Source organism: Acidobacteriota bacterium, assembly GCA_039028635.1.
Lineage (GTDB): Bacteria > Acidobacteriota > Thermoanaerobaculia > Multivoradales > JBCCEF01 > JBCCEF01.
On record JBCCHV010000009.1, the window covers coordinates 51,575 to 74,290 of the forward strand.

Consider the following 22,716-nt stretch of genomic DNA (forward strand, 5'->3'; position numbering starts at 1 on the left):
AGTCTCTCGATCTCCAGACGCCTGATTCTTACACCGAACTCAGCGCCGTTGGCGATCGGCACCGGAGACTGCCGCCGGCGCTCAGTCGACGGGGGTCATTTCGTAGAGGGCGAACTCGGCGACGGCGCCTTCGGTGGCCTGCTTGTAGGCCTGCAGGTGGGGCGCGTTCATGTGGTCCTGCCAGAGCTCCCGAGACTCCCAGTTCTCGTAGAACATGAAGTGTTCCGGGTTGTCGTTGTCCTGGTGCAGGTCGTACTGCAGGCAGCCGGCCTCCCGGCGGGTGGTCGCCACCAGGCCCTCGAGCTGCGCCTTGACGAAGTCGACCTGGGCGGGATGGGCGGTGATGTGGGCGACGATGGTGAGCTTGGGCATTTCGGCTTCTCCTGGTCTTGGGATGGGATCCGTCGGGCGCAGTATCCACCAGCCGATGCCGAGGACCAAGGGGGCGGCGCGAAGTGGAGGGCAGGCGATTCGAAACCGCTGAGGACGCCTGCGGGGATCGCCGTGAGACTGCCTGCAGCGATTCTGCGCTGTACCGGGTGCTGTGGCGCTGATGCCCAATTCCCCGGAGAAATGCCATGCGGTCCATTGCCTTTTGCCTTGCCCTTCTGTGCGGTCTCCTTCTTATCCCCGGCGGCGAGACGGAGGCCGCCGAGATTCACGCCGACGGCGTCACCTGCAGCCTGGCCGACGCCATCGTCGCGGCCAATAGCGACACCGCCACCGGCGGCTGTCCCGAGGGCGACTTCGGCGCCGACACCATCGTGCTCGATGCCGATGTCACCCTCACCGGGCCTGATGCCGGCTCGACGAACCAGGGAGGGGGGCAGGCCGGCCTCCCGGACATCACCGACGACCTCACCATCCGAGCCGGGCTCGGTCGGGTGATTCGCAGCTCCCTGGGCGCGACCTGCTCCGCGGCGGGGTTGGGCTTCCGCTTTTTCAATCTCGAGGCGGGTTCGCTGGTGCTCGAGGGCTTGAGCTTCGAAGAGGGTTGTTTCGTAGCCTCCGCGAATGGCTTCGGGGGCGGCATTGCGACCGCCTCCGGGACCGAGTTGACGCTGGTCGACGTGACGGTGCGCGATCACCACACCCTCGGGACTGGAGTCAACTTCGATGGTGGCTTTCTCCACAGCCGTAGCTCTCAGGTGGTCATCGAAGGGGGTGTCTTCGAGGAGATCACGATCGCGGTCTTCAACCTCCGCGGTGGTGTGATCTTCGGCGAGTCATTTTCGGGGCCGATCGCTCTGCGTGGGGTGGCCTTTCGTGATCTCGACGTCGAGGGGGAAAACACCTTTCAGGGCGGGGTTCTCGCCACGAGCACCGACACCGAAGTCTCAGGATGCTCCTTCACCGACCTCGAGATGAGGTCTTCTCGCTCCTTCCAGGGGGGAGTCCTCTACGCCAGCAACAGCTCCTTCGTCTCCTTCATCCTCGATGGCTCCTCCGTGACGGATTTGGTGGCGAGCGGCAATGGCGTGCAGGGGGGCGCGCTCTACACCAATCAGCAGACCCAGATTCGCAACACCGTTTTCGCTCGCATTCAAGCCATCTCGCTGTCGGGTTGTTCCGGCGGAGCCGTCTACTCGACCTCGTCGGGAGATCCGCTGCTCGATCGAGTGGTGGTGGCGGAGACCCTCTGCCAGGGAGCCGGGTTCGCCGAGGGTGGCGGGCTGTTTAGCAGCTCGCCGGACACGGTGGTGCTCGACAGCCTGTTCCGCGACAACCAGGCACGCTTCGGCGGACCGACCTCGAATGGGCGCGGCGGCGCGATCTTGGCTTTCGATGGCGTTCGGATCGAGCGCTCGACCTTCCTCGGCTGCGGGGTTTCGCCGCTCGACTCGGCGGCCGCCGGGGACGCCGCGGGCGGGGCTCTTTGGATCAGCGACGAGGTCACCTTGCGCAACGTGACGGTGGCGGACAGCTCGGCCCGGGCCGGTGACGGGCAGGGCCAGGAGCGCTCCGGCGGGTCGGCGCGGGGCGGCGCCATCTTCTATGGTGAGCAGAGCGGCGGGCGTCTCGACGCCGCCCATCTCACCCTGACCGGCAACCAGGCGATCGCCGGCGATGCCGATCCCGGCTTGACGGATGGCGACGCCGAGGGCGGCGGCCTCTACATCGCCGCTAGCGATGAGCTCGCGATCAGCAACTCGATCGTCAGCGGAAACACCATCACGCGAGCCGAGGAGGACCCGCTGGCGGAGGACTGCTTCGCCGCCGGCGTCGTCTCCTCCTCCGGCTACAACCTGGTGCTCGAACCGGATGCGACCTGTGAGTTCGCGGCCTTCGGAGACATCGTCGGGCTCGATCCCGAGCTCTATCCGGTGGCCGACTACGGCTGTTACGGGACCCTGCCCGATGGCTCCTGCCTGCCGACGGCGGCGATTGACCAGACCAGTTGGGCGGTGGACTGGGGAAGCTGTGGCGAGTCCGGAGTCTTCGATGATGCCCGCGGCCAGCTGCGGCGGGAGGACGTCGTCGGCGTGCCCAACCTCGCCGATGCCTGCGATGCGGGGGCCTTCGAGGCCCGCGACGGCGACGAAGATGGAGTCACCGATGCCGCCGATCTGTGTCCGGCGGTGGCGGATCCGGACCAGGCCGACGGCGACCTCGACGAGATCGGCGACGCTTGCGATCTCTGCATGGGAGACAACGCAACCGGCGACAGCGATGGCGATCGGGTGTGCGATGGCTCCGATGTCTGCCCGGGCTTCGACGATGGTGCCGACGAGGATGGCGACCAGGTTCCGGACGGCTGTGATCTCTGTTTCGGCGACGACGCCACCGGCGACGGCGACGATGATGGCCTGTGTGCGGACGTCGACTGCGACGACGGCGATCCCGCCAACGCCTGTCCGATCTTCGTCGACGGCTTCGAGTCCGGCGACACCCTGGCCTGGTCGGCGAGCGTTTCCTGATCGTCCGCCGGGCGCCGGCTCAATCCCGCGCCAGGGCCTCCAGGGGCTTGGGCTCGGCGACCCAGTGGCCCTGGATGAAGTCGACGCCGATCTCGGCGAGGAGCTTCTCGGCGGCGGGGCTGGTGACCGACTCGGCGACGGTTTTCATGCCGAGCAGGTGGCCGAGGCGGTGGATGGACTCGACCATGGCGCGGTCGAGGCGGTCGGTGACCATGTCCTGGATGAAGTGGCCGTCGATCTTGAGAAAGTCGACCGGTAGGTCCTTGAGGTAGCCGTAGGAGGACATGCCGCTGCCGAAGTCGTCGAGGGCGAAGCGACAGCCGCGGCTCGACAGCTCCTGGATCAAGCCCTTGGCCTGATGCAGGTTGGCGATGGCGGCGGTCTCGGTGATCTCGAGACAGAGCTTGTCCGTCGGCACGCCGGTCTCGGCGAGCTGCTCGAGGACGAAGCGCAGGAAGTTCTCGTCGCCGATCGACACCGCCGAGACGTTGATCCAGCAGAGCTCGACGCCGTCGAGCTCCGCCGGCTCGAGCTCCGCGAGGGTCGCCAGGGTGGTGCGCAGCACCCAACGGTCGATGCTGCGCATCAGGCCGTAGCGTTCGGCGGCGCGAATGAACTCGCTCGGGTTGTGGACCTCGCCGGGGGCCTCTTCCATGCGCAGCAGGACCTCGAAGGAGCGCTTGCTCCGACCGTCCTGGACGGTCGGGCGGATGGTTTGGCCGTAGAGGCGGAAGCGGTCTTCTTCGAGGGTTTGTTGGATGCGCACCACCCAGTTCATCTCGCCGTGGCGGCGCACGAACTCGGCGGCCGCCGGCTGGTAGACCTGGATACGGTTGCGGCCCTTGTCCTTGGCCACGTAGCAGGCGTGGTCGGCGGCGCTCATCAGGTGGGCGACGCTCTCGAACTGCGGGCCGAGGGGCACCAGGCCGATGCTGGCGCGGCAGGCGAAGGACTTGTCTTGCCACAGGAAGCGGAGCTGGTCGAGGGAGCGGTGGATGGCGGTCACGCGATCGAAGGCCTTGGCGCGGCTGTCGGCCGACAGCAGGAGGCCGAACTCGTCGCCGCCGAGGCGGGCGACGATGCCGTCTTCTCGGATCGTCTCCTGCAGGAGGGCCGTCACCCGGACCAGCAGCTCGTCCCCGGCGAAGTGGCCACAGGTGTCGTTGACCACCTTGAACTGATCGAGATCCATGTAGGCCAGCACTTGGGTTCGCTTCGAGCTGCGGGCCTTGTCGAGGGCGGCGTAGAGGCGGGCGTCGAAGGCCTGGCGGTTGAGCAGGCCGGTGAGGGCGTCGTGGGTCGCCTGGTGGGCGAGCTGGAGGGCCAGAAGGCGCTTCTCGGAGACGTCCTGGAAGACGATGACGGTGCCCAGGAGGCGGTCCTCGGAGTCGCGGATCGGCGACAGCGAGCTCTCGACGGCGAAGCGAGCGCCGTCGCGGCGCAGCAGCGTGGTGCGATCCATCAGCCGCACCGTGCCGTGCTTGGCGAGGCTCCAACCGGGGGGCGGCTCGATGGGCTCACCGGTGGATTCGGTGACCAGCCGGAAAACCTGGTCGAGGGGCCGGTCGCGGGCCTCGTCGGCGCTCCAGCCGGTGAGGTGCTCGGCCACCGGGTTGAGGTACTCGACGCGTTCGTCCGGGCCGGTGGTGATGACGCCGTCGGCGATCGAGGCGAGGGTCACCAGGGCGAGCTCTTTCTCCGCCGAGAGGGCCTTGACCTGCTGCTCGTAGGCGTGGGTGGTGTGCGCCAGGAGATTGCGCAGAATGGCGTTTTCGGTCCTGGGATCGCTCATCGCGGCAGCTCCCGGAGGCGCAGCAGAATCGCTGTCTGGTTGTAGAGGGCAATCGACCCGGAACGGCTGGGTCCGATCTCGCCGAAGGTCGAGAGGCCGGCCAGCGGGGCGCCGCCGAGGGCGCGGTGGAGATCGGCCGGCTCTTCCTCGGCGCGCTCGCCGAGGAGCACCTCGCGGCCGTAGCAGGAGAACAGCAGACCGACCTCGCTGCGGAAGGAGGAGGCGAGGGCGCGGCGGTAGCCGGCCTGGAGCAGAGACTTGTCGCTCGGGATGCCGAAGCGAATTCGCTCGCCGATGCGAAAGTCACCCCAAAAGGTGACGCAGCCGGGGGGATCGTCGAAGGCTCGCAAGGTGCGGAAGAGGCCGCGGCGATCCTCGTCGGCGCCCTCCAGAATGAGCGGGAACCGCAGCGCCGAGAAGGGCAGCGGGGCGAGCTCTCCCTCGACCTCGAAGAAGCGCCGAAACCAGGTGGTGGCGGGCTCGCCGTCGATCTCGTAGAGGGTGCTGCCGTCGGCCGCCGTGACGGTGTAGAAGGGCCCTGCCGGCTGCCACTCGGCGAAGACTTCGAGGGACGCCTCGATGCCGTCGAACCACACCGCGAGGGCGCCGGCGGGAAGGATTCGGCGGCTCGAGAAGACGCGCGCCCCAGGACCTTCGAAGCGGGCTCCCTGGGATGCTCTGCCGCCGGCCATCACGGTACGGCAGGAGCCGCCGTCGAGGCTCGACTGCAGGGCGTCGAGGGCCCGGGTGAGGGAGAAGCGCAGGCCGTCGACCAGGATCAGGCCGCTCTGGTGGTGCTGGGAGCCGTCGGCGAGGCGATGGCCGAACTCGGCGGCGCCGGTGGCCTCGTCGAACACCTCCACCGTGACCCGGCTCGCGGGGTTCTCGAGCTCGAGGAGCAGCAGGACGCCGTCACGGCAGGTGTGGCCGTCGACGAACTGACGGACGGCTTCGCTGCCGCAGACGGGACTTTCGGGCCAGCGGTTGGCGAGGGCTTCGAGGGCATCCTGCAGGCCGTCGCCGGGAGGCAGCCAGGCGAGAACCAGATCGGGCTGCGCGCACTCGATCTCAGCCAGTTGGTCGGCCAGCGGGCGATCCGGCTCGAGGGCTATGACGAGGCTCTGCATGCCGGTGGTGATCGGGTTGTGCCGGTGGTGATCGGGTTGTGGCGGGTGTCGAGGGCGAGAGTTTCGGAGGGTCGTCGTGGGGAGCGCTGGGTCGTTCTAGTCGAAGCCGGTGTCGCGATGCTCGCCGAAGACTTCGCGCAGCGTGTGGGAGATCTCGCCGAGAGTGACGCCGGCGCGCACCGCCGTCAGGATCGGAGGCATCAGGTTGTGATCTTCGCCGGCCGCCTGCCGCAAACCGTGGCGCGCTCGGTCGACGGCGCCGGCGTCGCGCTGCTCTTTGAAGGCGCGCAGGCGCTCGACCTGCTCGACCTCGAGGCGGGGATCGATCTCCAGGATGTCGGTGGGCTCCTCTTCCTCGACGCGGTGGGCGTTGACCCCCACGACGCGCGTCTTCTCGTCCTCCAGGGCGCGTTGGTGAGCGTAGGCGGCGTCGGCGATCTCGCCCTGTTGGAAGCCCTGCTCGATGGCGGCGCGGGCGCCGCCGAGCTCGTCGATCTTGGCGATGTACTGGAGTGCGCGGGCCTCGATCTCGTCGGTCCAGGCTTCGACCACGTGGGAGCCGCCGAGGGGGTCGGCGACCTCGGCGACGCCGCTCTCGTGGGCGATCACCTGCTGGGTGCGGAGGGCGATCTGGGCGGCTTGCTGGGTGGGTAGGCCGAGGGCTTCGTCGAGGGCGTTGGTGTGCAGCGACTGGGTGCCGCCGCAGACCGCCGCCAGCGCCTGCAGCGCCACCCGCACGACGTTGTTCTGGGGCTGCTGGGCGGTCAGCGTCGAGCCCGCCGTCTGGGTGTGGAAGCGCAGCCAGAGGGAGCGCTCGTTGCGCGGCGCGAAGCGCTCCTTGACCAGCCGGGCCCACAGGCGCCGCGCGGCGCGAAATTTCGCCACCTCTTCGAGGAAGTTGTTGTGGGCATTGAAGAAGAAGGAAACCCGCGGCGCGAAGGCGTCGATGTCGAGACCGCGCTCGATCGCCGCCTCGAGGTAGCAGAGGCCGTTGGCGAGGGTGAAGGCGACCTCCTGGACGGCGGTCGAGCCGGCTTCCCGGATGTGGTAGCCGGAAACCGAGATGGTGTTCCAGCGCGGTACCCGGTCGGCACAGAAGGCGATGATGTCGGTGACCAGCCGGAGGGAGGGACCGGGCGGGTAGATGTAGGTGCCGCGGGCGGCATACTCCTTGAGGATGTCGTTCTGAACCGTGCCGCCGACCTGCTCCCAGGAGACGCCCTGCTCTTCCGCCACCGCCAGGTAGAGGGCGAGCAGGATGGCCGCCGTCGAGTTGATCGTCATCGAGGTGGTGACCTGATCCAGCGGGATCTGGTCGAACAGGCGCCGCATGTCGTCGATCGAGTCGATGGCGACGCCCACTCGGCCGACCTCGCCGCGGGCGATGGCCTCGTCCGAGTCGTAGCCGATCTGGGTGGGCAGGTCGAAGGCCACCGACAGGCCCGTGGTGCCCTGGGCCAGCAGGTAGCGGTAGCGGGCGTTCGACTCGTCGGCACTGGCGTAGCCGGCATACTGCCGCATGGTCCAGAGACGCTTGCGGTACATCTCCGGATAGAGGCCGCGGGTGAAGGGAAAGCGTCCCGGTGCCTCACCTCCTTCGGTCGCCGAGCCGTAGCTCGGCTCGACCGTGATGTCGGATGTCGTACGGCGCTCTTCGGCGCTCTTCGATGGGCTCCCCATGGAGCGGATTATATGCACCCCTCGAAAGCGGCCGGAAGTGCCCTCGAATCGCCGCTAGGCAAGCCCCTCCAAGGGTTTGCAGCGCGCTCGACAACGCCGCGCCGTGACACAAGATGTCTGCTTTCTCGCTCTTGACACCACAAGATGTAGTGCTTATCCTACACCTCGACTTTCGAGTCGAACTTGCGTCTCCGGGAAGTGGGACCCCGGATTGGGCAGAACGAGCGGCGAGGCTAGGCCCCGCGCGGCTCTGCCTTGTCTCGTTGTTTTCTGTAGTTCTTGCAGTCCATTCCGTGACCTCGAGAAGTGTCGGCGTAGAGCGAAACGTTCAGTTGAGAATTCTAAGGAGAGAAGATGGCGACCGAACCGACCATCCAGTCGCATAACCCGAGCAATCGGTCGGGATCCCTGGGAGACGAAGCGCCGCGCGCCGCCTCCCCCGGGCTCGTGTTCGAGCGGAAGTTCACGGAGCCCGGCGTCGACCCCTTCGACGCGGTCGAATGGGAACGGCGTGATGCCCTGATTGCCAACGAAAAGGGTGAGTCGGTATTCGAGCAGAAGGATGTCGAGGTCCCGAAGTTCTGGTCCCAGACGGCGACCAACGTGGTGGTCAGCAAGTACTTCCGGGGGCAGCTCGACACGCCCCAGCGGGAGTCGAGCGTGCGCCAGATGATCAGCCGCGTGGTCGACACGATGACCGACTGGGGACGCCATGGGGGGTACTTCGCCAGTCAGGTCGATGCCGAGACCTTCCATGCCGAGCTCAAGCACATCCTGCTCAATCAGTTCGCCTGCTTCAACTCGCCGGTGTGGTTCAACGTCGGCATCGAGGAGCTGCCGCAGTGCTCGGCCTGCTTCATCAACTCGGTGGAAGACACCATGGAGTCGATCCTCGGCCTCGCCCGCACCGAGGGCATGCTGTTCAAGTTCGGCTCCGGCACCGGTTCCAACCTGTCGTCCCTGCGCTCCTCGAAGGAGCATCTCGCCGGCGGCGGCACGGCCTCCGGCCCGGTCTCCTTCATGAAGGGCTTCGACGCCTTCGCCGGCGTCATCAAGAGCGGCGGCAAGACGCGTCGCGCCGCCAAGATGGTGATCCTCGACGTCGACCATCCGGACATCGTCGAGTTCGTGCAGTGCAAGGAGATCGAGGAGAAGAAGGCTTGGGCCCTGATCGAGTCCGGCTACGACGGTGCCTTCAACGTTCCGGGCGGCGCCTACGACTCGATCTCGTATCAGAACGCCAACCACTCGGTGCGGGTCTCGGACGACTTCATGAAGGCGGTCGAAGCGGACAACGAGTGGCAGACCCGGGCGGTCACCGACGGCCAGCCGATGGACTCCTACCGCGCTCGCGATCTGATGGACATGATCTCCGAGGCGGCCTGGGTGTGCGGCGATCCGGGTATGCAGTACGACACCACGATCAACGACTGGCACACCTGCGCCAACACCGATCGCATCTACTCGAGCAATCCCTGCAGCGAGTACATGTTTCTCAACGACACCGCCTGCAACCTGGCGTCCCTCAACCTGCTGAAGTTCTATGACGAGGACGAGGGCTTCGACACGGATAGCTTCCGCCACACCTGCGAGGTGGTGATCTCGGCGATGGAGATCATCGTCGACAACGCCAGCTACCCGACGCCGAAGATCGCCGAGAACTCCCATCTCTACCGTCCCCTCGGCATCGGCTTCGCCAACCTCGGCGCGCTGCTGATGGCCCGTGGCCTGCCCTACGATTCGGATGCCGGTCGCGACTACGCCGGCGCCATCACCGCCCTGATGTCCGGTTCGGCCTACGCCCAGTCCGGCCGCATCGCCGCCGTCAAGGGGCCCTTCGCCGGCTTCGAAATCAACCGCGCGCCGATGATGCGGGTGATGCGCAAGCACCGCGATGCCCTCAAGGACATCGACGTCGCCCACGTGCCGATGGACCTGCTGCAGGCCGCCAAGGCTTCCTGGGACACCACCATCGAGCTCGGCGACGCCGACGGTCTGCGCAACAGCCAGATCTCGGTGCTGGCGCCGACCGGCACCATCGCCTTCATGATGGATTGCGACACCACCGGCGTCGAGCCCGACATCGCCCTGGTCAAGTACCGCAAGCTGGTCGGCGGCGGCATGATCAAGATCGTCAACAACACCGTGCCCAAGGCCCTCAAGCGCCTGGGCTACGACAAGGAAGACATTCGTTCGATCGTCGAGTACATCGACGAGAACGACACCATCGAAGGTGCCGAGGCGCTCAAGGACGAGCACCTGTCGGTGTTCGACTGCGCCTTCAAGGCGGCCAACGGCCAGCGGTCGATTCACTACATGGGGCACGTCCGCATGCTGGCGGCGACCCAGCCCTTCATCTCCGGCGCGATCAGCAAGACGGTCAACCTGCCGGAGGAGTCGACGCCGGAAGATCTCCAGGACGCTTACCTCGAGAGCTGGCGCCTGGGGCTGAAGGCGGTGGCCATTTACCGCGATGGCAGCAAGCGCAGCCAGCCGCTCTCGACCAAGCAGGACGAGGTCGAGACGAGCGATGCGACGGCGCCGTCGGTGCGGCGGCGCAAGCTGCCGGACGAGCGGCGGGCGATCACCCACAAGTTCCGGGTCGGAGCCCACGAGGGGTACATCACCGTCGGTCTCTACGAGAACGGCATGCCGGGCGAGATCTTCCTCACCATGGCGAAGGAAGGGTCGACCATCTCGGGTTTGATGGACGCCTTCGCCACCGCCATCTCGATCGCCCTGCAGTACGGCGTGCCGCTGCAGACCCTGGTCGACAAGTTCAGCCACACGCGCTTCGAGCCGTCCGGCTTCACCCGCAACCCGGAGATCCCGATCGCCAAGTCGGTGACCGACTACATCTTCCGTTGGCTGGCGTCGAAGTTCCTGGCGCGCGACGAGAAGGTGGCGGCCGGGGTGGTTCTGCGGGAAGAGGAGGCGTCGCTCAGCAACGAGGCGTCGGCGGCCCTCGACGCGGTGGAGAAGGCCGAACCGTCGCGCCAGCTCGCCGAGACGGTGGCTGACACCGCGGCGGCGACCACCAGTAACGCCAAGGTGACCTTCCTCTACCAGCAGGACGCGCCGCCGTGTCACTCCTGCGGCGCGATCATGGTGCGCAACGGCAGTTGCTACAAGTGCAACAACTGCGGCTCCACCAGCGGTTGCAGCTAGCAGGCTGCTGACGAAGCCGCCCTGCGGCTTCGTCAGCGCTCGGTCGTTTCAGGGGGGCTAAAGGCGCCCCCCTCGCCCGCACGCACATGTCGTGCGGGCTCACCCCCAACCTCGGCGCCTACGGCGCCGCCTCGCCCAGTGGGCTCGGGAGCCGTCTGCTGTTTGGCAGACGGCTTGCTGTTATCAACCGATTTCGTGGATGTATAGGCGCCGCCTCGCCCGCCCGCACATGTCGTGCGGGCTCACCCTCCAACCTCGGCGCCTCCGGCGCCGCCTCGCTCGGTGGGCTCGGAAGCCGTCTGCTGATTGGCAGACGGCTCGCTATCTTCCATCGATAGTTCAGGGCGCCCCCCTTTGGCCGGACGCGCATGTCGCGCGTCCTCTCCCCAAATGCAGGGCCGCTCATTCGAGGGCGTCACCGACCTCGTCGGCGTTGCCGTCGCCGGAGCCGGGGTCGCCGCTCCCGCTTTCGCTCGGCGGGCGGTTCCTTCCCTCGGGCGCTCGGGTTATGCTGCCAAGGCTATGCGCCTTTCCCACGCACTCCTCGTCGCCCTCGCCCTCGTCCTCGCCGCCTGTGCCGCTCCCGAGCCGGAGCCGCCGTTCCTCGAGGGCGCCATCGAGCTCGGCAGCCCGCTGCCGCCCTTCGAGCTGGACAGCCTCGACGACGGAAAGTTCGCCCTCGCCGAGGCGCAGGGCAAGGTCACTTTGCTCGAGTTCTGGGCCACCTGGTGCGTGCCCTGCCACAAGCAGGCCGAGATCCTGGCGCCGCTGTACCGGGAGATCGATCCCGATCAGGTGCAGTTCCTCGCCATCGCCATCGGCGAGGACGAGTCGACGGTGCGGGAGTTCGTCAGCCGCAAGCCCTTCGATTACCCGGTGTTGCTCGATCCCGTCGAAGAGCTCGCCTTCGAGCTCGGCGTGGTGGCGCTGCCGACGTTGTTGATCGCCGACGCCGAGGGCCGGGTGACCTACTTTCGCCCGGGCGTGATGGAGGCGGACGAGATCCGCGACCTGCTCGACGAGGCCGTCAGCGGCGAGATCCCGGCGGGCTGACCCCGCCTACCTTCAGCCGATACCAGTCGCTCAGCAGCGGCTCGGGCGTCTCCGCTTCGATCTGCGCCAGGGCTTGACGCAGCGAATCGCGGGATCTGGGCCCAATCTTTCAGCGCCAGAGGAATCCTCTTTGTTCCGAGGATTGGCTGTCGGGGCATAGATCTTCCTCTGTTTACCGCGCACCGTCACAGCGATCCCGAGGAGAGCTCCGAGGGCCCTTGAAGGCATGAAAAACGGGCGCCCGGAGGCGCCCGTTCTGAGATCCGTCGCTGGGACGGAGGCTACTGCAGAACCACCAGGGTGACGCGGCGGTTCTGGGCGCGACCGTCGCGGTCGCCGTTGTCGGCCACCGGCTCCGCCTCGCCGTAGGAAATGACGTTCATCCGGTGGAGGGCGATGCCGTGGGCCTTGCTGAGGTGCTGGCGCACGGCGTTGGCGCGCTCGAGGCCGAGCTTCTCGTTGTAGGCCTCGTTACCGGTCGAGTCGGTATGACCCTGGATCTCGATGAAGACATTCTTGTTCTGGCTCTTGAGCTGGGCGGCAAACTCGTCGATGGCCGCTTTGGCTTCGTCGGAGAGCTTCGAGCTCTCGAAGCCGAAGCGCACCTTGTCGTCCGCCAGCACGGTCTCGAAAAGGAACTTGCCCTCGGCCAGCTTGCCAGCGTCATTGGCCCGGGTGAGGGCCTCCTGGGCGGTCTTCGACACGCCCGTCAGCTCGCCCTGCATGGCTTCCTGCCCGCTCTCGAGCTCACCGATCTCGGTCTGGTTGGCTTCGACCTGTCCTTCGACGCCGTCGATGCGCGTCGCCAGCGGGTCGGTGCCCTCGGAAACCTGGTCGCGAACGTACTTTTTGGTGGCACAGCCGGTGGCCGCAACGGCCAGGAGCAGCGTAATCGTCATCAGCTTTCGCATAATCAAATCCTCCTTGCTCTGGGGAGACGGCCGGAGGGCCGCCACTAGAGAAAGTCCAACAATTCTATCAGTCTGTCCAACGCGGAGTGTACGTCAAGGTGCCGGAGGTCCTCCCCGGTAGCCCTGGCGGTGGGTCACCCGGTAGCTTCGCTTCTTGGCCTCGACGCGGATCGGCCGGTAGGCCCGCGGCCCACTGCTGGTGGCATGGAAGCCGAGCACGAACTGGCTGCGCAGCTCGCCGATGACGGTCACCGAGGCGCGCGAGATGTCGCTCGGCGAGGTGGCCGAGAAGAAGCGCCCACCGGTGGCCCGGGCGAGCCGCTGGAGAAGCGGAGCGAAGGTCCCCTCGGCGGTCGGCGAGCCCTCGCCGAGCCCGAGAATGTAGACCGGCAGGCGGGCCTTCTGAACCATGTTGCGGGCCAGCGCCGGCGTCAGGGTGCTGGCGTTGTCGACGCCGTCTGTGACCAGGACCACGGCGCGTTTGGGGTGGCGGCCGTCATCGCTGATCTCCGGGATCCAGGCGACCGCATCGTGCAGCGCCGTGGTGCCGTAGGGCTTCCACAGGGCCATCGCCTCGCGGAAGACGGAGAGGTCGTGGGTGAACGGAATGTCGATCCCCAAACGGCCGCTGGCGAAGCTGGCGAGGGCTAGCTCGTCGCCTTCCTGGGCGCGGGCGAGGAAGTAGGTGAGGGTGCGCTGACTGGCCTCGAGCTTGCCGCCGTTGCCCATGCTGCCCGACAGGTCCTGCAGGAAGACCAGGCTCATCGGAGCGTCGGCACCGGCGTCGAAGGTCTCGATCTCGACCGGTTTGCCGTCGACGGTGAGGCGGAAATCGTCGGCTTCGAGGCCGCTGACGAACCCTCCCCGGCTGTCCCGCACCACCACCGGCACCAGCACCAGATTGACCGAGATCTCGGACGAGAACTCACCCTCCTGGGCTGCCAGGGAAGTGGCGGCGAGGAGGGTCGTCAGGGTGAGGATCGCGGCGCGTCGCAGCATCATGACAGGGGAAGCTATCGCATGCCTGGCCGAGGACGAAATCCCTTGGTAGGCTGCGTCGAGGAGAGGATTCTTGTTCGACATCGCTCAGCTCAACCTGCAATGTCTCGACTGTGGCCGGCCGGCGCAGATCACCGACGACCGCGACCGGCGTGACGACTGGAACGTCTACGGTTTCGACTGTGGCTGCGCTGGCGGGCTTCAGATCGAAGTGCCGGAGGCCCTCGATGCGCTGGCCCGCGGCTTGCCCGGCGATCGCATCCACCTGCGCAATCTGTCGCTGGTTTGTATGGTCTGCGAGACCTACCCGACCCTCGCCGCCTTCCGGCGCGAAGACGAAGCCAACGTCTACACCTACGAGTGCGAGGGAGCCTCCTGCCAGCGGCGCCGAGAGCTGACCGTTCCGGAGCCTCTCGATCAGTTCGCCCGCCGGGACCCGGCCTGGCGCGGCGGTGCTCGCCATGCCGGCGCCAAGGAGCCCGAAGAGCCCTCGGGCGATGCGCTGGTCGTCCTGGGCGGCAAGTCGTAGCGCGAGACGGTCGAAGGAGGGCGCGGCGGCAGCGGCGGCGACGACCGCTCGGCCCCCCGGCTTTCGCGGCATTCCCTGTGCTAGCCTTGCCCAGGCTCTTGTTCCAGGGCCTTCGGAACCAATCCAAATAAGGGGAAGATGGGATGAAAAAGGTTGTCCATATCGTCGGGACGGGCACGATCGGAGAACCGCTGATCGGCCTCTTTACCGATTTCGCGCACTACTTCGAGATCGACGAGGTCACCTTCCACAAGCGGACGCCGCTGGAGTCCGATCGCGCCAAGATCGGGCACCTGATGGCCCGCGGCGCCAAGCTCGCCGTCGATCCGGAGGTCAAGAAGGATTTCGAAGCTCTCGGCCACGAGGTCAGCTTCGATGCCGACCAGGCCCTCGAGCGCGCCACCGTGGTGATCGACTGCACTCCGGCCGGCAATAAGAACAAGGAGGCCTTCTACAAGGACCTCCAGGGGCCCAAGGGCTTCCTTGCCCAGGGCAGCGAGTTCGGCTTCGGAAAGCCCTATGCGCGCGGCGTCAACGACGATGTGTTGGTGCCCGGCGAGGACCGCTTCGTGATGGTGGTGTCCTGCAACACCCACAACATCACCACCCTGATCAAGACCCTGGCGATGGACGCCGACGGCACCAACCACCTGGAGCGCGGCACCTTCGTCTGCATGCGGCGGGCCAATGACATCACCCAGGTGTCGAGCTTCGTGCCGGCGCCGACGGTGGGCAAGCACAGCGACCCGGACTTCGGCACCCACCACGCCAAGGACGCCAATCACCTATTCAGGACTCAAGGGTTCGACCTCAATCTGTTCTCGAGCGCGGTCAAGCTCAACACCCAGTACATGCACTCGATCTGGTTCGATCTCCAGCTCGACAAGGCGACCTCGAAGGAAGAGGTCATGGAGCGCCTGCGCTCCAATCACCGGGTGGCGATCACCGACAAGATGCACGCCAATCTGATCTTCAGCTTCGGCCGCGACCACGGCTACTACGGCCGCATCCTCTCCCAGACGGTGGTGGTGGAGCCGACCCTGGCGGTGCGCCGCGACCAGGAGATCGTCGGCTTCTGCTTCACGCCCCAGGACGGCAACTCGCTGCTGTCGTCGATCGCCGCGGCACTGTGGATGATCGACCCCGATCGCGAGTCGCTGCAGAAGCGCCTCGATCCGATTCGTCGCTGGCTCTATCGCGAGATCTGATCCCTGCAGGGTGGCGCCGGTTTCCCTTGGGGATCGGCACCGCCCAGCGTGGCGAGCCGGTCCGGCGAGCCGCTGCGGCCCAACCTCTACCCTGGACCGCGACTTCATGCCGAGAGACATCCCGCATCGTCTCGAGCTCGAGGGACTGTGCGTCGAAGGCTGGTCGCGCGCCGGGGAAGCGACCTGGCTGCGGGTTCAGCCTCCCGGCGTGGCCTTCGATGTCGGCCGGGGAGCCGTCGAGCTTTCCGGGGTGCGCGACGTCTTTCTCAGCCATGTGCACCTCGATCACGTGCTCGGCCTGCCTTTCCTGTTGTCGCGTCACGCCCGAGACGGCGCTGAGACGACGCGGGTCTACTGTCCGGCGGCGGCGGTCGAGGACCTACGGCGCTTCGTGGCGGCGGCGGAACGGCTCGATGGTCACGCCTTCCGCTACGAGTTGCGGGGACTCGAGGCGGGTGATGGGGTTACCCTGACCCGGCGGTACCGGGTCGAGGCCTTTGCCACCGACCACGTCTTGCCGAGCCTCGGGTACCACCTGGTGGAGAAGCGCCACCGCCTGGCCGAAGAGCTGCGCGGTCGCGCCCCGGCGGAGCTGGCGGAGCTGCGCCGTCAGGGGATCGAGATCGAGGAGGCGTTCGAGCTCGATCGTTTCTCCTATTGCGGCGATACCAGCGTGGCGGTGTTCGAGTCCGAGCCGCGTTTGCTGAGGACTCGAGCCCTCGCCATCGAGTGCACCTATTTGGGGAGCGACCGGCGGGCCGAAGCGGCGCGCTACAAGCACCTCGCCTTCGAGGATCTCGAGGCGTGGGCCGATCGGCTCGAGAACGAGGATCTGATCCTCCATCACCTCAGTCGCCGGCATCGTCTGGCCGATCTCGCCCACCGGGTGCGGCAGAGCTTCGGCGAACGGCCGATTCGGGTTCATTGGATTCCGGATCAAGAATGAACGGAAGGGAGCAGCGGTGAAGGATCGCAAGAACCTGACGGCGCGCTTAGCCGAGCTCGACGAGGTCGAGGTGACGGTGGAAAAGCTGATCGCCGGCGGCGAGGGCCTGGCGCGCTTCGAGGGCATCCCGCTGTTCATCCCGCGGGCGGCGCCGGGCGATCGCCTGCGCGCTCGCCTGGTGCAGCGGCGCTCCGGTTTCGGGCGCGCCGAGATCGTCGAAGTGATCGAGCCCGGTCCGGATCGGCGCCACCCGCCCTGCTCCCATTTCGCCGAGTGTGGCGGCTGCGATTTGCAGCATCTCGAGGATCGCGCCCAGGTGCGTCACAAGTCCCTGGCGGTGGCCGAAACCCTGCGCCACCTCTCCGGTCTCGATTTGCCGGTGCCGGAGATCCTCGCCGGCGATGCCTGGGGCTATCGTTCGCGCACCCAGCTCCACACCCGCATCACCGGGGACGAGCGGCCCGAGGTCGGCTATTACGCCCGCGGTAGCCAGGTCTTGGTGCCGGTCGAGCAGTGTCCGGTGTTGGCGCCGCCGCTCGAGGGTTGGTTGGCGAAGCTGCCGGCCCACCTCGAGGTCGGAGCACCGAAGCGCGTCGACCTCGTCTGTGGCGATGGCGGCCGGGTGTCGACGGCGCCGCCGGTCGAGGGGCTACCGCAGGGGGCTCTGCGGGTGACCGTCCGCGCTCTCGGCCGGCGGTTCGGGTACGAGTTCGATGCGCGCTGCTTCTTCCAGGGGCATCGTGGCCTGGTCGGAGCGCTGATCGATCGCGTGGTCGGTCCGTGGCGAGGGCAAGAAGCCTTCGATCTCTACGCCGGCGTCGGCCTGTTCGCGGTTCCCCTCGGCCAGCGCTATCGTCGCGTCACCGCCGTCGAGGGCGATCGGGTCGCGGTGCGCTATGCGCGTCGCAACCTGCGCGCCAACGGTGTCGCCGACGCCCGGGTCCATGCCCAGGCCCTCGAGACCTGGATCGGCCATCTGGCGGACCGGCCGGACCGCGTCGTCGTCGACCCCCCTCGCCAAGGTCTGGCGGCGCGGGTGCGTCAAGTGCTGCTCCACTCTCGACCGCGGCGGCTGACCTACGTCTCCTGCCATCCGGCGACCTTCGCCCGCGACCTCAAGGCGCTGGCGGTGGCCTATCGCATCGAATCTCTGGTCTTGGTCGACCTCTTTCCCCAGACCGGCCACATGGAGGTGGTGGCGCAGCTCGTGCTGGCCGACGACGCCCTGGACCCGGTCAATTCACCTGCGTCGGGGAAGCCCAACTGAGCAGCAGGCCGAACTTTTCGTCACCGCCGCCTCCGGGGTAGCCGGCGACGATGCCGGCGGGAACGAAATCGCGCTCGAGGTAGAAGGCGAGAGCGGGGTCGTGGCGATGGCCGGCCAGCACGCGCTCGAGGTAGGTGTTGGGATCCTCCTCGGCGGCGAACAGGGCATAGCCATTGAGGGGCGCGGCGGTCACCATCTGGGCCAATCCCATCTCGGTGGTCTGGCGCTGCTGCGCTTCGAGGAGGAGGTCGCGCACCGCCTCGCGCGGACCCGCCGGCTCCTCCAGGCGGAGGATCGAGAACAGCGTGTCGGGAGCCTTGGCTTCCTCTTCGGCCGTCGCCAGGCAGCCCTTCCAGTCCGGCGGCGGATCCTGGTTCCAGCCCACCCTCCGAGCGCAGGCGGCTCCCACCAGACGCTCCCCGCCATCGGCGGCCAGGGAAGTCTCCATCGCCACCATCTGGCCCTCGGAAAACTCCTCGAGGCCGACCAGCAGCAGGCTCCTCGGCAGTGGCTCGTGGCGCCGGTTGAGGCGGCCGTAGAGGCGAATCACCGGCAGCACGTCGGCCGCCTCGAAGGGGCGAACCCAGAGCTGGGTATCGGGTTCTTGAGCGGTTTGGGTCATCGTCGTGGCGATGCTAACCCGGAAGGGAGGCCGAAATCGGAGGCCGCGAAGTTTTTTCCCTCGAGCGGTTTCTTTTCCGCCGGCTGCCGTGTCTCAAGCCGGTAGCATGCAAGAAATCCAGGCCATCGAATCGAGTCCCCGGAGGGCAGCGCCGATGCGCGAGGTCGACGAAGGACGCCTGGCCCGACAGCTGGCCAGCGGCGACCGATCTGCGGCGGATCGGTTGGTGGAGTGCACTTACCGCCGCATCTTCGGCTACCTCAGCCGTCTCTGTGGCGGCGACGTCGAGCGCGCTGCCGACCTCACCCAGGAAACCTACCGCAAGGCATGGGCCGCCCTCGACGGCTTCGACGGCCGGTCGAAGCTCTCCACCTGGCTCTACAGCATCGCCTACCGCACTTTCTTGAACCACCGGAGAAGGCCCTTCCGATTGGTTGGGGTCGACGAGCTGGAAGCGGTTTCGACCCAGCCCTTGCCAGACGAGCTGGTGGGCCGGGCGAGCCAGGACCACGCGCTGCGCCGAGCCGTTCTCGAGCTGCCGGAATCGCTGCGTTTCACGGTGACGGCGCACTATTGGGGCGAGCTGCCGGTCAAGGAGATCGCGCGCCAGGAAGAGGTGACCCCGGTCGCCATTCGGAAACGACTGAAAAAGGCTTTCGCCCTGCTCGCCGGGGCGCTCGCCAAGGAGGCGTCATGACGGCGGATCCTCGTCACCACGATTCGCAAGAGCTGAAGCGGCGGCTGGAATCACCGCCGTCGGTCGCCGAGCCACCGTCCGAGCTCCTCGAGCGCCTGCGCGCCGACATCCCGGCGGAGATTCCGCGGCCCCAGCTCGAGGAGTCTTTCGGTCGACGGCCTCGTCGCTGGCAGCTCGCCGCCGTGCTCACCACGACCATTCTCGGTGGTGGCGTGGGCTATTGGGTTTCGCAGCAGGCGCCGCCTCTGTCGACGGCGCAGTCGGAGTCGGCCTGGCGCGAGCCGATGGTCGAAGGCCGGGCTGGCGCATCGGCCGCCGAAGGTCAGGCTGCCGACAACGTGGCGACGGAATCGGCCGCCGAGGATTCCCCGGTTGGTTTGTCCGAGGAGCTCGAGGCAGGGCGACGAGAGCGAGCGGTTCAGATACCGGTGGCGGCTCCGAGCGCAGATCCGCCGGAGGCCGACCGTTTCCGCGAAGAATCGAAGCGTCGACGCGTCATTTCCCCGGGCGATCCGACGCCGCAACCCAGCGATGCGGAGGAAGCTCCGCTCGCCGTCGGTTCCTTGGCGGCGGCGCCCGAAGCGGCGCTGCGAGCGCCGCAGGGCCCGGCTCCTGCGCCGGCCGAGCCGCCGGCTGCAGCCAAGAAGTCGGCTCTCTTGGACGGCCAGGCGGTGCCGCCTGCGGCCGAAGAATCGCGGCGAGTCGCACCGCCGCCGCCGCCCCCCCCGTCGCCACCGTCCCGGCCGTCGACCCGCGCCCCGCTGCGGCAGCGCAACGAAGCGCTACGTTCCCGCAAGCAGAAGAGCGATCAGCGGTCGCGGGAGAACACCAGCGTCATGGGTCAGGACCAGATGATCGCCAGCCTCGCGGAGCAGCAGGCGGCCCTCGAGAAGGAGCTCGAGGCGCTGGAGGAGCCGCCTGGCTTGCCCGAGAATGAGATGCAGGCAGCGCTTTTCGAGGAGATCGTCATCGAACAGCCGCCTCGGCCCTCGGAGGGAGTGGTGTTTCGGGGTGGTTCTCCAATCCGTCGGGATGATCGCGAGGCACCGCCATCGACCGGTGGTACTGCCGAGCCCAACGGCCAGCCGGCAGGCGACATGTTCTTCGAGCACAGTGGCGTCAACCCCTTCCTCGACAGCGCCGAGGATGCGCTCTCGACCTTCGCCCTCGATGTCGACCGAGCTTCCTTCACCCTGCTGCGGCGCTACCTCGACGGCGGCGATTTGCCGCCGGCGGCGGCGCTGCGGGTGGAAGAGATCGTCAACGCCCTCGACCGTGGCGATGAGGCGCCGGTGGAGCAAGACTTCCGCTGGACCGCGGAGGGTGCCCGGGCGCCTTTCACAGAGTCCGATGCTTACCGTTTGCTGCGCTTTCGGATGGCCGCCCGCGACGTCGAGCGCCCCGCCGTGGCGCTCACCCTGGTGGTCGATGTCTCCGGTTCGATGTCGCGCGGCGGGCGTCTCGATCTGGTGCGCCGCTCCTTGGGCCTGCTGCTCGACCGCTTGCGGGCCGGTGATCGGGTCACGCTGGTGACCTTCGGCGAGCGCGCCCGAGTCCTGGTCGAATCGACCTCCGACCTGCTCGCCGTGCGCAGCGCCCTCGCCGGTTTGCAGGCGGGCGGATCGACCCACGCCCAGGCGGGGCTGGCGCTGGCCTACGAGCTCGCCCTCGAGCACCTTCGTCCCGGAGCGGTCAATCGCGTCGTGCTGTGCAGCGATGGCGTCGCCAACGTCGGCGCCACCGATGCCGACTCTCTGCTCGAGACCATCTCCCAGGGGCGCGAAGCGGGTATCGAGCTCACCGCCCTCGGCTTCGGCATGGGCAACTACAACGACGTCCTGCTCGAGCGCCTGGCCAATCAGGGGGATGGCACCTACGGCTACATCGACTCCTTCGCCGAGGCTCGCGAGCTTCTCGCCGAGGGTCTCGACGGCACCCTGGTGACGGTGGCCGAAGACGCCCGGGTGCAGGTGCGGATTCACCCCGAGGTGATCGACCGCTACCGGCTGATCGGCTACGAGAACCGCGATCTGGCGGACGAGGACTTCCGCAACACCGCCTCCGATGGCGGCGAGATCGGCTCCGGCCATCGGGTCACCGCCCTCTACGAGGTGCGCCTGAAGTCCGGGGTGCGCTCGAGCCAGACGGCGGCGACCCTGACCTTACGCTATCGCGCCCCGCGCGATCAGCGCTGGCGCGAGCAAACGGTGACGGTCACCGCCGGTGAGCTGGAGACGAGCTGGAACGAGGCCTCTCCGGCCTTCCGTCAAGCCGCCTTGGCGGCCGAGCTGGCGGAGATCCTGCGCGGCTCCTTCTGGGCTCGCGAGGGCGACCTCGAAGACGTCGCCCGCCGGGCCCGCGCCCTGGTCGCCGAGCGCCCTGAGAACCCCGAGGCCATCGAGCTCGCCCGGCTCGCGGCGCGGGCGGCGGAGCTGTCCCGGTAGGGCCGCCCGGCGGTGGCTTCTTGCTCGGCTCTCCTCGATCGGGGAGAGCCGAGCTGTGTTCGTCGCGGCGGGCAATATATTGATGAAACAGAATATTTTAAGTAGAATGAACGCAGGCTCCGAAACCTCCTGCCGGGGAGGGCGGTGACCGCTTTGCCTCCTTTTCCGGTGGGAATCGTGAAAGTGAGGTATTGATGTCTACAGAAGCCATAACCCAGAGGATCGGCCAGGGCGCCGATCCCGGTGCCGTCGGCTTCGATGGCGACCTTGGAATTCAGACGGACGCCGGAACGACCAACGCCCTCGGTGGCAACGTCACGGACGGGACCCTCGTCGGGGACCCGAATTCGTCGCTCTTCCAGCAGGTTGGATCGCCGTTCTCGACCAATGGCTCGCCGGGCAACGATCTGCTCGTCGCCCAGAGCGCGCGCTACAACGCCCCCTCCACGGACAATATCCGCGCTGGTCGCGGCATCTTGACCGTTGGTTCCCAGGGGGCCTCGGTGCAGGAGCTCCACAACCGGCTCGGGGCGATCGGGTTCAACGCGCCGTCCGGTGACGCCTATACCGCCGAGACGGCCTCCGCCGTGCGTGCCTTCCAGACCGCTTACCGGCTGCAGGCGACGGGCGATGTGGGGCAGACCACCCTGAGCAAGCTCGACGCCTCCGACGGCGGATTCAACGGCGGCGGCACGCGCCTGTTCCCGGAAGGGGCGGTGGCCTCGCCCAACTATCCGGTCTACTCCTATCCCGGGGTTCCGCATCACATGACCGCCACCGGCGGCTTCCAGGAACCGCACCACGACCATAGCTACAAGGGTCCGAGCAAGGCGATCTTCGGGGATTCTCCTCAGACGATCACCAACCTGCCCGGCGCCAACCGCAATCTGGGCATCGACTACACCACCTCCGACGGCCTGGTTCGGCCCTGGTGGGGCGGTCGGGTGACTCAGGTCGGTTGGGAAGGTAGTTATGGCAACCGAATCCACGTCGAAACCGACATCACCTACCGCTACAACGGTCAGGACTATCGGGTCCAGACCGCCTATGCTCACGCCGAGAGCTACAACTCCGATCTGCAGGTGGGATCGCGGGTCGAGAAGGGCGAAAACATCGGCGTGATGGGTGGTACCGGTGGCAACTACGGTGCCCACGTCGACCTGCGCATCTGGATCGATGTGCCGGGTCAGGGGCGCGTCGACCTGTCGCCGAACGCCATTCGCGAGCAGCGGCTCGACCGCGGCTTGACGCCGTAGAACCCTCGCAGTGCCTTCCCCCGCGGGCGCCGATCCCGCGGGGGGAATCCCTTCCTCTGTTCAGCCTTCCATAAACCCGGAACCGCCCTCCGGCGACTA

At 67.4% G+C, this 22,716-nt stretch carries 17 protein-coding genes; 10 read left to right on the forward strand and 7 right to left on the reverse strand.

Annotated features, from left to right (window positions below; genetic code table 11):
- Positions 1-81: 81 nt before the first annotated feature.
- Positions 82-372 carry a putative quinol monooxygenase gene (locus AAF604_05875; protein ID MEM7049165.1) on the reverse strand — a complete coding sequence of 97 codons (291 nt, stop codon included), beginning with the start codon at positions 370-372 and terminating at the stop codon, positions 82-84.
- A gap of 206 nt (positions 373-578) precedes the next feature.
- On the opposite strand from AAF604_05875, the gene AAF604_05880 reads away from it, so the two are divergent.
- The gene (locus AAF604_05880; protein MEM7049166.1) at positions 579-2,918 is read left to right on the forward strand and encodes a hypothetical protein; all 2,340 of its coding nucleotides are present in this window, start codon (positions 579-581) and stop codon (positions 2,916-2,918) included.
- Between the two features lie 19 nt (positions 2,919-2,937).
- Here AAF604_05880 and AAF604_05885 read toward each other — a convergent pair whose 3' ends face one another.
- The 3 genes from AAF604_05885 to AAF604_05895 form a co-directional block, all read right to left on the reverse strand.
- Positions 2,938-4,710, reverse strand: a complete 1,773-nt coding sequence (locus AAF604_05885) for an EAL domain-containing protein (GenBank protein MEM7049167.1) — start codon at positions 4,708-4,710, stop codon at positions 2,938-2,940.
- A complete protein-coding gene (locus AAF604_05890; GenBank protein ID MEM7049168.1) occupies positions 4,707-5,837 on the reverse strand; it encodes an FIST N-terminal domain-containing protein in 1,131 nt (376 codons plus the stop codon). Before AAF604_05890 ends, AAF604_05885 begins: the two co-directional genes overlap by 4 nt.
- 96 nt (positions 5,838-5,933) lie before the next feature.
- Complete coding sequence (locus tag AAF604_05895) at positions 5,934-7,517, reverse strand: methylmalonyl-CoA mutase family protein (protein MEM7049169.1); 1,584 nt, start codon at positions 7,515-7,517, stop codon at positions 5,934-5,936.
- Between the two features lie 354 nt (positions 7,518-7,871).
- Here AAF604_05895 and AAF604_05900 point away from each other — a divergent pair, with 354 nt between their 5' ends.
- A complete protein-coding gene (locus tag AAF604_05900; protein MEM7049170.1) occupies positions 7,872-10,685 on the forward strand; it encodes a vitamin B12-dependent ribonucleotide reductase in 2,814 nt (937 codons plus the stop codon).
- A 522-nt stretch (positions 10,686-11,207) separates the two neighbouring features.
- Positions 11,208-11,738, forward strand: coding sequence for a TlpA disulfide reductase family protein (locus tag AAF604_05905; GenBank protein ID MEM7049171.1), 531 nt, complete (start codon positions 11,208-11,210; stop codon positions 11,736-11,738).
- Between the two features lie 281 nt (positions 11,739-12,019).
- On the opposite strand, the gene AAF604_05910 is transcribed toward AAF604_05905, so the two are convergent.
- Positions 12,020-12,649, reverse strand: coding sequence for an OmpA family protein (locus tag AAF604_05910; GenBank protein ID MEM7049172.1), 630 nt, complete (start codon positions 12,647-12,649; stop codon positions 12,020-12,022).
- A 93-nt stretch (positions 12,650-12,742) separates the two neighbouring features.
- Positions 12,743-13,651 (reverse strand): VWA domain-containing protein, encoded by a 909-nt coding sequence (locus tag AAF604_05915; protein MEM7049173.1) that lies wholly within the window; start codon positions 13,649-13,651, stop codon positions 12,743-12,745.
- A 70-nt stretch (positions 13,652-13,721) separates the two neighbouring features.
- Here AAF604_05915 and AAF604_05920 point away from each other — a divergent pair, with 70 nt between their 5' ends.
- The 4 genes from AAF604_05920 to AAF604_05935 all read left to right on the forward strand — a co-directional run bounded on the left by AAF604_05920 (position 13,722) and on the right by AAF604_05935 (position 17,598).
- Positions 13,722-14,177: a hypothetical protein gene (locus AAF604_05920; GenBank protein MEM7049174.1), complete on the forward strand. Its 456-nt coding sequence runs from the start codon at positions 13,722-13,724 to the stop codon at positions 14,175-14,177.
- 143 nt (positions 14,178-14,320) lie between these two features.
- The gene (locus AAF604_05925) at positions 14,321-15,385 is read left to right on the forward strand and encodes a hypothetical protein (protein MEM7049175.1); all 1,065 of its coding nucleotides are present in this window, start codon (positions 14,321-14,323) and stop codon (positions 15,383-15,385) included.
- A gap of 106 nt (positions 15,386-15,491) precedes the next feature.
- On the forward strand, positions 15,492-16,331 hold the full coding sequence (locus AAF604_05930; protein MEM7049176.1) for an MBL fold metallo-hydrolase: 840 nt from the start codon (positions 15,492-15,494) through the stop codon (positions 16,329-16,331).
- A 16-nt stretch (positions 16,332-16,347) separates the two neighbouring features.
- Complete coding sequence (locus tag AAF604_05935) at positions 16,348-17,598, forward strand: class I SAM-dependent RNA methyltransferase (protein ID MEM7049177.1); 1,251 nt, start codon at positions 16,348-16,350, stop codon at positions 17,596-17,598.
- Here AAF604_05935 and AAF604_05940 read toward each other — a convergent pair.
- The gene (locus tag AAF604_05940; GenBank protein MEM7049178.1) at positions 17,567-18,220 is read right to left on the reverse strand and encodes a hypothetical protein; all 654 of its coding nucleotides are present in this window, start codon (positions 18,218-18,220) and stop codon (positions 17,567-17,569) included. The genes AAF604_05935 and AAF604_05940 overlap by 32 nt on opposite strands.
- Before the next feature lie 154 nt (positions 18,221-18,374).
- Between AAF604_05940 and AAF604_05945 the strand changes: the two genes are divergently transcribed.
- The 3 genes from AAF604_05945 to AAF604_05955 all read left to right on the forward strand — a co-directional run bounded on the left by AAF604_05945 (position 18,375) and on the right by AAF604_05955 (position 22,617).
- A complete protein-coding gene (locus AAF604_05945) occupies positions 18,375-18,917 on the forward strand; it encodes a sigma-70 family RNA polymerase sigma factor (GenBank protein MEM7049179.1) in 543 nt (180 codons plus the stop codon).
- A complete protein-coding gene (locus tag AAF604_05950) occupies positions 18,914-21,361 on the forward strand; it encodes a von Willebrand factor type A domain-containing protein (GenBank protein MEM7049180.1) in 2,448 nt (815 codons plus the stop codon). Before AAF604_05945 ends, AAF604_05950 begins: the two co-directional genes overlap by 4 nt.
- A 194-nt stretch (positions 21,362-21,555) precedes the next feature.
- Positions 21,556-22,617: a peptidoglycan DD-metalloendopeptidase family protein gene (locus AAF604_05955; protein MEM7049181.1), complete on the forward strand. Its 1,062-nt coding sequence runs from the start codon at positions 21,556-21,558 to the stop codon at positions 22,615-22,617.
- The last annotated feature ends 99 nt before the right edge of the window (positions 22,618-22,716 follow it).

Bases quoted from the DNA above. Each gene is read 5' to 3' on its own strand.
- AAF604_05875 (MEM7049165.1), bottom strand. From the start codon at position 372: ATGCCCAAGCTCACCATCGTCGCCCACATCACCGCCCATCCCGCCCAG.
- AAF604_05880 (MEM7049166.1), top strand. From the start codon at position 579: ATGCGGTCCATTGCCTTTTGCCTTGCCCTTCTGTGCGGTCTCCTTCTT.
- AAF604_05885 (MEM7049167.1), bottom strand. From the start codon at position 4,710: ATGAGCGATCCCAGGACCGAAAACGCCATTCTGCGCAATCTCCTGGCG.
- AAF604_05890 (MEM7049168.1), bottom strand. From the start codon at position 5,837: ATGCAGAGCCTCGTCATAGCCCTCGAGCCGGATCGCCCGCTGGCCGAC.
- AAF604_05895 (MEM7049169.1), bottom strand. From the start codon at position 7,517: ATGGGGAGCCCATCGAAGAGCGCCGAAGAGCGCCGTACGACATCCGAC.
- AAF604_05900 (MEM7049170.1), top strand. From the start codon at position 7,872: ATGGCGACCGAACCGACCATCCAGTCGCATAACCCGAGCAATCGGTCG.
- AAF604_05905 (MEM7049171.1), top strand. From the start codon at position 11,208: ATGCGCCTTTCCCACGCACTCCTCGTCGCCCTCGCCCTCGTCCTCGCC.
- AAF604_05910 (MEM7049172.1), bottom strand. From the start codon at position 12,649: ATGCGAAAGCTGATGACGATTACGCTGCTCCTGGCCGTTGCGGCCACC.
- AAF604_05915 (MEM7049173.1), bottom strand. From the start codon at position 13,651: ATGATGCTGCGACGCGCCGCGATCCTCACCCTGACGACCCTCCTCGCC.
- AAF604_05925 (MEM7049175.1), top strand. From the start codon at position 14,321: ATGAAAAAGGTTGTCCATATCGTCGGGACGGGCACGATCGGAGAACCG.
- AAF604_05930 (MEM7049176.1), top strand. From the start codon at position 15,492: ATGCCGAGAGACATCCCGCATCGTCTCGAGCTCGAGGGACTGTGCGTC.
- AAF604_05940 (MEM7049178.1), bottom strand. From the start codon at position 18,220: ATGACCCAAACCGCTCAAGAACCCGATACCCAGCTCTGGGTTCGCCCC.
- AAF604_05945 (MEM7049179.1), top strand. From the start codon at position 18,375: ATGCGCGAGGTCGACGAAGGACGCCTGGCCCGACAGCTGGCCAGCGGC.
- AAF604_05950 (MEM7049180.1), top strand. From the start codon at position 18,914: ATGACGGCGGATCCTCGTCACCACGATTCGCAAGAGCTGAAGCGGCGG.
- AAF604_05955 (MEM7049181.1), top strand. From the start codon at position 21,556: ATGTCTACAGAAGCCATAACCCAGAGGATCGGCCAGGGCGCCGATCCC.